The organism is Pseudomonas sp. m6p, assembly GCF_055760375.1.
Genome location: NZ_CM147084.1, coordinates 5785036 through 5797336 on the forward strand (window position 1 = coordinate 5785036; position 12301 = coordinate 5797336).

The 12301-nt window shown below is 60.9% G+C and carries 10 protein-coding genes and 1 pseudogene; 6 read left to right on the plus strand and 5 right to left on the minus strand.

The window, feature by feature from the left end; genetic code table 11:
• Genes ACYZUM_RS26445 through ACYZUM_RS26470 form a run of 6 tightly spaced genes read left to right on the plus strand, consistent with a single transcriptional unit; the run spans position 1 to position 7123 of the window.
• Complete coding sequence (locus ACYZUM_RS26445) at positions 1-1443, plus strand: mannose-1-phosphate guanylyltransferase/mannose-6-phosphate isomerase (protein WP_108184282.1); 1443 nt, start codon at positions 1-3, stop codon at positions 1441-1443.
• Complete coding sequence (locus ACYZUM_RS26450) at positions 1443-2240, plus strand: ABC transporter permease (protein ID WP_041073796.1); 798 nt, start codon at positions 1443-1445, stop codon at positions 2238-2240. Before ACYZUM_RS26445 ends, ACYZUM_RS26450 begins: the two co-directional genes overlap by 1 nt.
• Positions 2240-3505, plus strand: coding sequence for an ABC transporter ATP-binding protein (locus ACYZUM_RS26455; protein ID WP_041073794.1), 1266 nt, complete (start codon positions 2240-2242; stop codon positions 3503-3505). Before ACYZUM_RS26450 ends, ACYZUM_RS26455 begins: the two co-directional genes overlap by 1 nt.
• The gene (locus ACYZUM_RS26460; protein ID WP_086792543.1) at positions 3502-4878 is read left to right on the plus strand and encodes a glycosyltransferase family 4 protein; all 1377 of its coding nucleotides are present in this window, start codon (positions 3502-3504) and stop codon (positions 4876-4878) included. The genes ACYZUM_RS26455 and ACYZUM_RS26460 overlap by 4 nt, the downstream gene beginning before the upstream one ends.
• Complete coding sequence (locus tag ACYZUM_RS26465; protein WP_108184283.1) at positions 4862-5992, plus strand: glycosyltransferase family 4 protein; 1131 nt, start codon at positions 4862-4864, stop codon at positions 5990-5992. Before ACYZUM_RS26460 ends, ACYZUM_RS26465 begins: the two co-directional genes overlap by 17 nt.
• Positions 5993-7123 carry a glycosyltransferase family 4 protein gene (locus ACYZUM_RS26470; protein WP_108184284.1) on the plus strand — a complete coding sequence of 377 codons (1131 nt, stop codon included), beginning with the start codon at positions 5993-5995 and terminating at the stop codon, positions 7121-7123.
• A 115-nt stretch (positions 7124-7238) separates the two neighbouring features.
• Here ACYZUM_RS26470 and ACYZUM_RS26475 read toward each other — a convergent pair whose 3' ends face one another.
• The 5 genes and pseudogenes from ACYZUM_RS26475 to ACYZUM_RS26495 form a co-directional block, all read right to left on the minus strand.
• Complete coding sequence (locus ACYZUM_RS26475) at positions 7239-9269, minus strand: pyridoxamine 5'-phosphate oxidase family protein (protein WP_108184285.1); 2031 nt, start codon at positions 9267-9269, stop codon at positions 7239-7241.
• A gap of 60 nt (positions 9270-9329) precedes the next feature.
• Positions 9330-9956, minus strand: a complete 627-nt coding sequence (locus ACYZUM_RS26480; RefSeq protein WP_041073785.1) for a glutathione S-transferase family protein — start codon at positions 9954-9956, stop codon at positions 9330-9332.
• Positions 9957-10058: 102 nt separating this feature from the next.
• Entirely contained in the window at positions 10059-10985 is a 927-nt protein-coding gene (locus ACYZUM_RS26485) for a LysR family transcriptional regulator (protein WP_108184286.1), read from the minus strand.
• A 253-nt stretch (positions 10986-11238) separates the two neighbouring features.
• The gene (locus ACYZUM_RS26490; RefSeq protein WP_140396033.1) at positions 11239-11631 is read right to left on the minus strand and encodes a DUF6957 family protein; all 393 of its coding nucleotides are present in this window, start codon (positions 11629-11631) and stop codon (positions 11239-11241) included.
• Positions 11632-11738: 107 nt separating this feature from the next.
• Positions 11739-12298, minus strand: a pseudogene (locus tag ACYZUM_RS26495) (arsinothricin resistance N-acetyltransferase ArsN1 family B).
• Between the last annotated feature and the right edge of the window lie 3 nt (positions 12299-12301).

Sequence of the window (12301 nt, forward strand, 5' to 3'; positions counted from 1 at the left end):
ATGCTGATCCCCGTGATTCTGTCCGGCGGCGCCGGCACTCGTCTGTGGCCGGTGTCCCGCGAGGGCCATCCCAAGCCGTTCATGACCCTGCCCGACGGCCAGTCGCTGCTGGGCAAGACCTATCAGCGTGCCGCCGCATTGCTGGACGGCTGGGGCGACATCGTTACGGTGACCAACCGCGAATACTACTTCCAGAGCAAAGATCACTATTGCGCCGCCCACGTGTCGCGCCATCGCGGACATTTCCTGCTGGAGCCGACCGGGCGCAACACCGCCCCGGCGATCGCTGCGGCGGCCTTGTCACTGCAAGCGTTGCACGGTGACGACGCGATCATGGTGGTGATGCCCGCCGACCATTTGATCGTTAATCAGCAAGCCCTCAAAAGCGCCGTCGAACACGCGGTCAACCTGGCGAAGGACGGTTATCTGGTGACCTTCGGCGTGCTGCCGACCGCCCCGGAAACCGGCTTCGGCTACATCGAAACCGGCGCGCCACTGGATGCCAAAGGCGCGGCAAAAGTGCAGCGTTTCGTGGAAAAGCCTGACCTGCAAACCGCCACGCATTATTTGGAAAGCGGCAACTTCCTGTGGAACTCGGGCATGTTCTGCTTCACCACCGCGACCCTGATCAACGAGTTGCAATTGCACGCGCCGGAGTTGCTGGAGCAGACCCGCGCCTGCATGGAGGCCAGCGCCCCGGTGGAAACCGTCGGCTGTCTGCAACAGGAACTGTCAGCAGCGCTGTTCGCTGAGATCACCGACATCTCCATCGATTACGCGTTGATGGAACGCTCGGACAAAGTCGTGGTGGTGCCCGCCGGTTTCGACTGGAGCGACATTGGTTCATGGGGCGCCGTGGCAGCACTGGTACCGGCCGATGCCGACAACAATCGCGCCAGCGGCGAAGCGGTGTTCATCGACAGTCACAACAACTTCGTGCAGAGCGAAGGCCGGCTGGTGGCTGCCGTGGGTGTGGATAACCTGATCATCGTCGACACCGCCGATGCCGTGCTGGTGGCCCATGCCGACCGTGCCCAGGATGTGCGGCGCGTCGCCAAGCAGCTCAAGGACAAGTCCCACGAAGCCTACCGCCTGCATCGCACGGTCAGCCGTCCGTGGGGCACCTACACCGTGCTCGAGGAAGGCCCGCGCTTCAAGATCAAGCGCATCGTGGTCAAGCCCGGCGGCAAGCTGTCGCTGCAAATGCACCATCACCGCAACGAACACTGGGTGGTGGTCGAAGGCATGGCCAAGGTCACCAACAACGGTACCGGCACGCATTTGGTGGCAAAGAACGAATCAACGTTCATTGCCGCCGGGCACCGCCATCGCCTGGAAAACCCCGGCGTGATCGACCTGGTGATCATCGAGGTGCAAAGCGGCGAATACCTGGGTGAAGACGATATCGTGCGCTTCGAAGACCAATACGGCAGGACGGTTTGATGCTGCTTTCCCTGTATCGCTCGCTGCGCAGCTACCGCGGATTCATCCTCGGCAGCGTCAAGCGGGAGTTTCAGGCGCGTTATCGCAATTCGCTGTTCGGCGCGCTGTGGACCGTGCTCAACCCGTTGTCGATGATCGTCGTGTACACGGTGATCTTTTCCCAGATCATGCGCGCGCGCCTGCCGGGTGTGGATGACGGCCTGGCCTACAGTGTGTACCTGTGCGCGGGCCTGCTGACCTGGGGACTGTTCGCGGAAATCACCTCGCGCAGCCAGAGCATGTTTCTGGAAAACGCCAACCTGCTGAAGAAAATCAGCTTCCCGCGGATCTGCCTGCCGGTGATTGCGCTGCTCAACGCCGGGATCAACTTCGCGATCATTCTCGCGCTGTTCTTCGGTTTTCTGCTGATCAGCGGGCGCCTGCCCGGCATGGCCTTGCTGGCGCTGATTCCACTGTTGCTGGTGCAGGTGATCTTCGCCGCCGGGCTGGGGATGATCCTCGGCATCCTCAACGTATTCTTCCGCGATGTCGGACAGATGTTCGGCATCTGCCTGCAATTCTGGTTCTGGCTGACCCCCATCGTTTACCCACTGTCGATCCTGCCGCCGGGCATCCAGCACCTGATCAGCCTCAACCCGATGACGGCGTTGATGACCAGTTACCAGAACGTGTTCCTCTACAACCAGTGGCCAAACTGGTCATCGCTGCTGCCGTTGCTGATCCTCGGCCTGCTGTTCTGCGCCATGGCCCTGCGCCTGTTCCGGCAACGTGTCGGCGAAATGGTGGATGAACTCTGATGGGACATATACGCGTCAGTGGCCTGGGCAAGGCCTACAAGCAATACCCCAATCGCTGGAGCCGGTTGTTCGAGTGGCTGGTGCCGTTTTCCGGCACGCGGCACCACTTGCACTGGATCCTGCAGGACATCGATTTCGAGATTCAGCCCGGCGAAGCCGTCGGCATCGTCGGGGTCAATGGCGCGGGCAAAAGTACGCTGCTGAAGATGATCACCGGCACCACGCAACCCAGCTGCGGGCAGATTCAACTGCAAGGTCGCGTGGCCGCGCTGCTGGAGCTGGGCATGGGTTTCCACCCGGATTTCACCGGGCGTCAGAACGCGTTCATGGCCGGCCAGTTACTGGGCATGCAGGTCGAAGAGATCGAAGCCTTGATGCCGCAGATCGAAAGCTTTGCCGAAATCGGCGAAGCCATCGATCACCCGGTGCGCACGTATTCCAGCGGCATGCAGATGCGCCTGGCCTTCAGTGTCGCCACCGCGCGCCGTCCGGACATCCTGATCGTCGATGAAGCGCTGTCGGTGGGCGATGCCTACTTCCAGCACAAAAGCTTTGAGCGCATCCGCAACTTTCGCAAGGCTGGCACCACGCTGTTGATCGTGTCCCACGACCGTTCGGCGATTCAGTCGATCTGCGACACCGCGATCCTGCTGGAGAACGGCCGCCTGGCCATGCGCGGCAAACCCGAAGAGGTCATGGATTACTACAACGCCATGCTCGCCCAGCGCGAAGGGCAGATCGTGCGCCAGGAAATGCTCGCCAACGGCCAGGTGCAGACCATTTCCGGGACCGGTGAAGCGGGGATCGTCAGCGTGCGCCTGCTCGACGCTCAAGGGCGCAGCCTGGAAGTGGCGGAAGTCGGCCAGCCAGTGGTGCTGGAAGTGCAGACCGAGGTGCGCGAGGACATCGAGCGTCTGGTGTTGGGCTTTCTGATCAAGGATCGCCTCGGCCAGGCGATCTACGGCATCAATACCCATCGTCAGGACCAGGCAATCAGCGACCTGAGCGCCGGAGAACAGGTGACGTTCCGCTTCGCCTTCGACATGCGCCTGGGCAAGGGCAGCTATTCGGTGGCGCTGAGCCTGTCGCGTCTGGATTCGCATCTGGATCGCAATTTCGAATGGCGCGATTACGGTCTGGTCTTCCACGTCATCAACAACCGTCAGGAAGACTTTGTCGGTTGCTCGTGGCTGCAAGCCCGGACCGAGATCAGCCGCTCCAGCGAACACCCAACGCCGCAGCCAGACAGGGAGATCTCGCGATGACACGACTGTTGATGGAGTGCACCTACGTTTTCGAACACCCGTCCGCCAATTCGGGCATTCAACGCGTGGTGCGCAACGTTATTCAACAGTTGCCAGAAGCCAATGCCGAGCGCGAATGCATCCCGGTGGTGATGCTCGACGGTGCCCTGTATGAGGTGAAAAGCCTGGCGCCGATCAAAACCCCGAGAATCAATCTGACCAGCCTGCGGGTGAAGCTGGAACAGTGGGCCAACAGCTTCTGGTTGCGCCATCGCGCTCTGGAACGACGCCGGCCTTTCAGCCAGTCGCATTTCGCCCGGCGGGTGTTGTATGTGCTCTGCCGGCTCACGGCGTTTGCCTGTTTCAGCCTGCCGATGCGCGTACTCGGGCGCCTGCTCAAGGGCAAACCGATTCCGGAACGTTGCGTGCCGCTGCAACATCGGGCCGGCGATCAACTGGTGTTGCTCGATTCCTCCTGGCACGCCAACTTTTTCCCCTTGGCCGAACAACTCAAACGCGATGGCGTGGGTATCGTTTCGGTGATCTACGACCTGATCCCGCTGACCCATCCGCAGTTTTGCGACGCGGGTCTGGTCAAGGTGTTCAATGACTGGTTCGACTGGATTGCACGCACGGCCGATGGCTATGTCGCGATCTCGACCACCATTCGTGATCAGGTGCGCCAGGAGATGTTGCGCCGGATCGGCACGCAACAGGTCCAGCAGCGCTGGTTCGACTACTTCCACCTGGGTTCCGAACTGGATCTGACCGACGCCGCAGCCGAGGTCGATCGCAACCTGCTGAACCTGTTCAAGACCCCGGAGCCGGTGTTCCTGATGGTCAGCACCATCGAGCCGCGCAAGAACCACGCCTACCTGCTCGATGCGTTCGAACGTGCCTGGGCGGCTGGCTCCACAGCGCGCTTGTGCATCGCCGGGAAAATCGGCTGGAAGTGCGAAGCCCTGATCGAGCGGATTCGCCAGCACCCACAACTGAACCGTCGCCTGTTCATGTTCAACTCGCTCTCGGACAAAAGCCTTGAGCACGCCTACTCCCACGCCACCGCGCTGGTATTCCCGTCGCATGTCGAAGGGTTCGGCCTGCCTCTGGTGGAAGCCATGCAACGCGGGCTGCCGGCGATGGCCAGCGACATCCCGGTGTTCCGCGAAATCGGCGGCGATTACATGGCGTATTTCGATCTGCACAATCCGCAGAGCCTTACCGACCTGGTGCTCGGGATGGAGCGCTCGGGTGAGTTTCCGGCACCTCTGAGCCTCGACCAATGGCGCTGGCTGAGCTGGCGCGAAGCAAGCGCACAACTGGTGCAGCGCATCGAGCGCAACCTGAACCATCCACTGCCCGCATCCGAAGGCCAGCATGCGCATTGCTCTTAACGCGCGGATTCTTCAGGCGCCACGCACTGGCATCGGCCATTACGTCGCCGAACTGGTCCGCGCCCTGCGCGCCAGCACTGAAGTCGAGGTGGCGTTGTTTCACGGCTGGGGCTGGAGCTCGGCCCTGCCGGAAGCGGCCATGCCCGGCTACTCGCGCTTGACGCCACTGCTGCGGCAGATCCCCGGGGCCTATCAAGCGCGGCGCTGGCTGGAGCAGAAACGTTTCGATCAGGGCCGCACGCAAGGCATCGACCTGTATCACGAGCCGAGCCTGTGGCCGCTGGCCTTCGATGGCCCGACCGTGATCACCCTGCACGACCTGACCCATCTGCATTTCCCTGAGACCCAGCCCTTGGCGCGCCTCAAGGAAATCGAACGGCGTCTGGCGGCTGGCGTGCAACAGGCGCAACGGATCATCACCGACTCGCAGGCGATTGCCGACGAGGCGCAGGCTTATTTTGGTCTGCCGGCCGAGCGTTTCGTGGTGGCGCCACTGGGTGTGGCCGAGCGCTTCCACCCACGGCAACCCGACGCTATCGAAGCGGTGCTCAAGGCACATGCCGTTGCCCCGCGCGAATATTTCCTGTGTGTCGGTACTCTGGAGCCGCGCAAAAACCTCAGCCTGGCATTGCGCGCCCATGCCCTGCTGCCGGAGGCCGTGCGCCAGCGTTTTCCGCTGCTGATCGTCGGCATGGCCGGTTGGCAACAGGCCCAGTTCAGCGATGAACTGCGTCAGGCCCTCGCGTCGGGGCATGTGTGCCTGCTCGGCTATCTGCCGGATGAACAGGTCGCACAACTGCTGGCCGGCGCCCGGGCACTGGTGTTTCCGTCGCGGTACGAAGGCTTCGGATTGCCGGTACTGGAAGCCATGGCCAGTGGCACTCCGGTGATTCTCACCCGTTCTTCAGCCATGCCGGAAGTCGCCGGCGCGGCGGGCAACTACATTGAACCTGATGATGCACAGTGCTTGCGTGATGCGCTGATCCGCCTGATCGACGATCAAGCGCATTGGCAGGCCTGCCGAGAAGCCGGATTGCACCGGACGCGGCTATTTTCCTGGGAACGTTGCGCACAGGCCACCGCCGGTGCCTACCGCCAGGCCATGGGAGGCTGAATGCGAGTTCTTCATTTTTTCAAGACGTACCTGCCAGATTCGGTCGGCGGCATCGAACAAGTGATCTTCCAGCTCTGCGAAAGCGGCGCGCATCACGGCATCGACGGTCAGGTGCTGACCCTCAGCGCCGACCCGACCCCTCCTGTGATGCAACTCGGCTCACACGAGGTGCATCGCGCCAGACTCGACATCCAGTTCGCCTCCACCGGGTTTTCCTGGAGCGTGTTCAAACAGTTTCGCGAGCTGGCCGCCGAAGCCGATGTGGTCAACTATCACTTTCCGTGGCCGTTCATGGACCTGGTGCACTTTGCCAGCGGCCTGAACAAACCGAGCGTGGTGACCTATCACTCGGACATCATTCGCCAGAAGCATCTGCTCAAACTCTACCGCCCGCTGATGAACCGCTTCCTGGCCAGCGCCGACCGGATTGTCGCGGCCTCGCCGAACTACCTGCACACCAGCGACGTGCTGCAGCAGTTTCAGAACAAGACCCGGGTGATTCCGTACGGTCTGAACAAGGCCGGTTATCCACAGGCCGCCAGCGAACGGATGAATCGCTGGCGCCAGCAGCTTGGGGATAAGTTTTTCCTGTTCGTCGGGGTCATGCGTTATTACAAGGGTCTGCACATCCTGCTCGATGCTTTGAAGGACGTGGATTATCCGGTGGTCATCGTCGGTGCCGGGCCGCTGGAACTGGAACTGCATGCCCAGGCCGCCGCGCTGGGCCTGCGTAATATCCACTTCCTCGGGCGTCTGGGCGATGAAGACAAAGTTGCCCTGCTGCAACTGAGCTACGCCATCGTGTTCCCCTCGCATCTGCGCTCCGAAGCGTTTGGCATTTCGCTGCTCGAAGGCGCGATGTACGGCAAGCCGATGATCTCCAGCGAGATCGGCACCGGCACCAGCTACATCAATATCCACAACGAAACCGGGTTGGTGGTGCCACCGAGTCATCCACAGGCGTTTCGCGAGGCGATGCGTACCCTCTGGGAAAACCCCGAACGCGCGGCGGCCATGGGCGTCAAGGCCGAGGCGCGTTACCGGCAGTTGTTCACCGCCGACGAGATGGGCCGCAAGTGGACCGCGTTGTATCAGGAGCTGCTGGAAGAGAAAGACCTGTCTTACGCCTGATCCACCACAACACATCAATCCTCTGTAGGAGCTGCCGCAGGCTGCGATCTTTTGATTGTAAAAACCCAGTATCAAAAGATCGCAGCCTGCGGCAGCTCCTACAGGGGGAGTTGCGTTACAGATCCAGCACCAGCAATTGTTCGCTCTGCGCCGGCACCGCGCAGCAAATCAGCACCTGCCCCGCTTCCGGCATGTCCGCCGGGGGCTGTGGATAATTCACCGCGCCACTGACCAGGCGTGTCTTGCAGGTGCCGCACGAACCTCCCCGGCAACTGAACTCGGGGCGCAAGCCACGGCTTTCTGCGAGCTCCAGCAGACTGCCGCCGTCCGGCTGCCAGCGCGCCTCCTTGGCAGAACGTTCGAACATCACCGGCACTGACGTGATCGCGGCCGGTGGCTGCTCGATGACCACCGCATCCGGGTCTGGCTGGCGCTTGAGCGTTGAAGGGCCGAAGGTTTCGGCGTGAATCCGTGCGTCGCGAATGTCCAACTCCCGCAGTCCGTCGTAGACACTTTGGGTGAAAGCGCCGGGGCCACAGACGGCAAAATCGATCTGGTCGTAATCCTCGACCTCCAGCAGATCGCGCAGCAGTGCCCCGTCGACACGCCCACGGCGGTCGAAATCCACGCCTTCATGCACATCGGCTTCCGGCTGGCTGAGCAGGCGAATCACCCGAACCGCGTCGCCAGCACTGTCCAGCAAGCGATCAAGTTCCTGGCGAAACGGTTGATCGGCCAGGCTGCGCGAACTCTGCAGCAACCACGTCGGCCGAATCCGCCGGGTGCGCAGACCTTGGTACACCACCTCACGCAGCATCGACAGCAACGGCGTGATACCAACCCCCGCCGCCAGCAGCACCAGCGGCCGGTGTTCCAGCGGCGCCACTGTGAAGTGCCCCTGTGGCGCCCGTGCCTCAAGGACATCGCCGACCCGGACCTGCTGGTGCAAGTGGCCTGAAACCAGGCCCTCGCGTTTCACACTGATGCGCAGGAAATCATCCGATGGCGCACTCGACAGGCTGTAGGTGCGGATATGCGTTTCTCCACCCAGAATGAAGCGCAGCGGCAGATGCTGGCCGGCCTGAAACACTGGCATCCCTGCACCGTCGTCCGGTTGCAGATAGATCGAGCGGATGTGCTGGCTCTCCCTTTCGATACGGGTTACCCGCAGCGGCCGCCAGCGGTCACCGAGAGCCTTGGCCTGCAGACGTGCATCAGCCTGGGCCCAGGTGCCGGTCAGCAGGCTGGTGGGCGACATGCCGTCGAAGCGCCAGCGCAGGGCCAGTGCCGCCGGACGCCGCACGAGTTTCTCTACCTCGAATGTCCACAGACGCTCGGCGCCCTGGAACGCTTCAATCTGCGGCCCTTCAAGGATGATCTCGGTCCGCCCGCTCAGTTGCAGCACATCGCCTGTGGAAAAGTCGATGAACAGCAGGCCAGCCTTGGGATTGAGCAGCAGATTGCCGAGCGTGTTGAAGTGCAGATTGCCGGCAAAATCCGGGATGGTCAGGCGATGACCTTCGACCCGGACAAATCCGGCCTGCCCGCCGCGATGGGAAACATCCACCGCACGTTGTCCGTCGGTATCGACGTAACTGGCGACAAAGAAGGTGTCGGCGCTTTCGATCATCGCCCGGGCCGCGTCATCAAGACCGTTGCCGTGCTGCGCTGGCCGCGTCTGCGGATCGGTCAGCGGTACGCGCTGAAACTGGCGTAGCTGGATGTATTGCGGACAGTTGCCGAAAGCCTGATCCACGCTCACCTCGAAATCCTGCTCGGTGAGATTGGCGACATGACCGTTGAGGCGATTGCGGCGGCGGGTATGCAATTCAATGCCGAGCAACCCGATCGGTTCGCCATTGCGCAATTGCGCTGGATCATCAGCAGCGGGTTGGCTGGCGAAATGCAGATGCCCGGGATCAGGCGAATGAGCAAACCCTGGCGCGCCCTCGAGCACACTGGCCCATGGACGCCCGTCACCATCGACCGCGCCGTACAGCATGAACGGCAATTGCTCATAAAAGGCGCGGTGTTGATCCGGCATCCAGTCGCGAATCACTTTTCGGCCAAAGGCCTCCATGCGCTCGGCAACGCCGACATGGGCCTGCAGTTGTTGCTCGCCAGCGTGCCACGGTGAACGTTCCATCACGCCTCTCCCCGCGCCGCCGGCGCATTGTGGATAACTCGATCAGATCAGGGCTGAACCTCAGGCAGTCTTTTGCAGACCAGCGACCGTGCGTGGCATGCCGACAAAACCGGGCAAGGCTTCAACCCGCGCCAGCCAGGCACGCACGTTGGTGTAGTCGTCCAGCGACACGTTGCCTTCCGGCGCATGGGCGATGTAGCTGTAGGCGGACACGTCGGCGATGGTCGGCTCGCTGCCGGCCAGGTACGGGGTCTTGCCCAGTTCCACGTCCATCACTTTGAGCAGGTTGTGCGCACGGGTAATCGCTTCTTCAGCATTCAACTGTGCGCCAAACACCGTCACCAATCGGGCAGCAGCAGGTCCGAAAGCAATCGGCCCTGCTGCGGCCGACAGCCAGCGCTGAACCCTTGCAGCGCCCAGCGGATCGGTCGGCAGCCAGCGACCATTGCCATACTTGAGCGCCAGGTACACCAGAATCGCGTTGGAGTCGGCCAGCACTACACCGCCATCATCGATCGCCGGCACCTGGCCGAAGCTGTTGATCGCCAGATACGGCGCCTGCTTGTGCTCACCCTTGGCCAGATCGACCAGGATCAGTTCGGTCGGCAGTTGCAGCAGGGACAACATCAGCTCCACCCGATGGGCGTGGCCGGAACGCGGGAAGTTGTAGAGTTTGATCGCTTGCATGGTCGACTCCGCTGGAGGTGGCGCCGTTCGGGATGGCAGCGCCGATGGAGGCCATCTTCCACCCATCTTCAAAGCAACAGAATCACCAGCAATCGCAATCGATTATTTCACTGGATGAAATAACGCTGCGTTCTGCAGCGCCGGGTGCTCTCGCAAGGCTTTCACTGCATGGTCGACAAAACTGCGTACCCGCGCCGGAGCCTTGCGCCCGCCTTGATACACCACATGGATCGGCAGCGGCGGCAGTTCGAAGTCGGCGAGGACAATTTCCAGCTCACCGCAGGCCACCTTGCCGGCGACCTGATAAGACAACACCCGGGTCAGCCCCAAGCCCAGGCAAGCCGCAGTAATCGCCGCCTGGTTGGCGGTGACCACCAGCCTCGGTTCTGGCCGCACGCTGATCGCTTCGCCCTGATCCACAAACGGCCAACTGCGCAACTGGCCGATGGCCGAGGTCGCCACCACCGGCGCGCCGGCCAGCGCCTGTGGATGCTCGGGGCGGCCGTACCGGGCCAGATAAGCCGGCGACGCACAGATCACCCGCCGCACTTCGCCAACCCGGATCGCGTGCTGATTGCTGTCCGGCAACTCACCGATGCGCACCGCGACATCGATGCCCTCCTCGACCATGCTTACCACTCGATCAACCAACAGCGCATTGATCGAAACGTCCGGGTATTGCGTCAGATAACTGGTCATCAGTGGCGTGACAAACAACTCACCGAACAAAACCGGCGCAGTCACCGTCAATTGCCCACGGGGCTGGGCGTGACTGCCGGCCGCCGAATCCTCGGCTTCCTGCACTTCGGCGAGAATTCTCCGACAGTCTTCCAGATAACGCTGACCCGCTTCGCTCAGATGCACACTGCGTGTGGTACGGATCAGCAACTGCGTGCCGATACGCTGCTCCAGCGCTGCAACCGCGCGAGTGACACTGGCGGCGGACAAGCCAAGGCGTCGCGCCGCTGCCGAGAAGCCCTGCTCCTGAGCCACCGTGGCGAAGATCTGCATTTCCTGGAAGCGGTCCATGGATGCCCTCGAGTCGGATACAAAAATCGCAGCCGAGGCTGCGATTTTTGCGGGTCTGGGTACCAACAACATAGTTTGACACAACCCATCGCGTAAATCGGGGTCTGTAGGATGATTCGCGATAAAGACAACAGCAACATAGATTGACACAGATGGGCTGCGCTTCAAATACAGGGCCGGGCTGCTCCCAACATAGTGTGACACCAACAACTGAAGTAAGCGGTCAGGAGGGGAGCAGCATAATCTGCGGTCTTCAGCACAAGCTCAGTGCGATGTCTAAATCTGTGCGCAACCTACGGCCGGCTCCCATAAGCACATAAACCGTATTTTTCGTCTCAAACAAGCAGTTGTGAGTGAAGGAAACCCCCAACGTTGATCTGACCCAATCACCAGGCGCAAAACGACCTTTTCTATCTTGGATAACCGTCAATGCGTAAACCAAGGCAGGGATAAGCCCTCTATCGGTGATGGCTATTCGTTGACGTGTTGTAACTTCGAGATCCAAGATTACCCAATCAGCAACAAGGCAATATGCACGGGAAGGAAAATGCAGACCTGCGAATGTCACTGCATCTAAATCGGGGAGTGGGCACCCGTTTATGTTTTCGCCTGCGGAAAGCAGCGAGGTAAACGCCGCCAAATTCATTCATCCCTCCAGCCGGTCGGTAAACTGACTCGAACGTGAATCATCCATAAGCATAGCTCTCAGCGAACAGCCTGGTACCGATGGCGACGAATAGTAGCCAGGTCGCCTCACACCTGGTTTCTCAACTCTCCCTTTATCTCACTGAACGGGATGATTTCTATTGGCGGCGTCACAGCACAAATCGGTTTACGCCAATAATCCACGCTATGCCATTGGCCGTGCTTGAACCCAACCTCTGGGTAGGTGCCGATGTGGGTGAACCCGAGTGCTTCATGGATACCTATACTTCCTGCGTTGGGTAAGGCAATGCCGGCATAGGCTGCATGAATCCCCTGTTTCTCTAGAACTGGTAGAAGCTGCTGATAAAGCGCACGACCAACCCCTTTTCGGTGCACAGCCGGATCAACATACACGGTGACATCCGCCGACCATCGATAGGCTTCTCTCGCTCGATGCTCGCTTGCGTAAGCGTATCCAACGACGTTGCCCTCCACCTCGGCTACCAGATAGGGATGCGGCGGTAGTGTTGCGGTTATTCTTGATGCCATCTCATCAACAGTCGGTGGTATCAGCTCGAACGAGATGACTGAGTTCAAACCATTGGAGCATAGATAATCTGGATGGCAGGGGCATCAGATGGTGTAGCAACCCTCACTTTGTAATTCATGTC

What these genes read in the sequence shown, in the direction of transcription:
- ACYZUM_RS26445 (WP_108184282.1), top strand. Translation starts at nt 1, where the DNA reads ATGCTGATCCCCGTGATTCTGTCCGGCGGCGCCGGCACTCGTCTGTGG.
- ACYZUM_RS26450 (WP_041073796.1), top strand. Translation starts at nt 1,443, where the DNA reads ATGCTGCTTTCCCTGTATCGCTCGCTGCGCAGCTACCGCGGATTCATC.
- ACYZUM_RS26455 (WP_041073794.1), top strand. Translation starts at nt 2,240, where the DNA reads ATGGGACATATACGCGTCAGTGGCCTGGGCAAGGCCTACAAGCAATAC.
- ACYZUM_RS26460 (WP_086792543.1), top strand. Translation starts at nt 3,502, where the DNA reads ATGACACGACTGTTGATGGAGTGCACCTACGTTTTCGAACACCCGTCC.
- ACYZUM_RS26465 (WP_108184283.1), top strand. Translation starts at nt 4,862, where the DNA reads ATGCGCATTGCTCTTAACGCGCGGATTCTTCAGGCGCCACGCACTGGC.
- ACYZUM_RS26470 (WP_108184284.1), top strand. Translation starts at nt 5,993, where the DNA reads ATGCGAGTTCTTCATTTTTTCAAGACGTACCTGCCAGATTCGGTCGGC.
- ACYZUM_RS26475 (WP_108184285.1), bottom strand. Translation starts at nt 9,269, where the DNA reads ATGGAACGTTCACCGTGGCACGCTGGCGAGCAACAACTGCAGGCCCAT.
- ACYZUM_RS26480 (WP_041073785.1), bottom strand. Translation starts at nt 9,956, where the DNA reads ATGCAAGCGATCAAACTCTACAACTTCCCGCGTTCCGGCCACGCCCAT.
- ACYZUM_RS26485 (WP_108184286.1), bottom strand. Translation starts at nt 10,985, where the DNA reads ATGGACCGCTTCCAGGAAATGCAGATCTTCGCCACGGTGGCTCAGGAG.
- ACYZUM_RS26490 (WP_140396033.1), bottom strand. Translation starts at nt 11,631, where the DNA reads ATGAATTTGGCGGCGTTTACCTCGCTGCTTTCCGCAGGCGAAAACATA.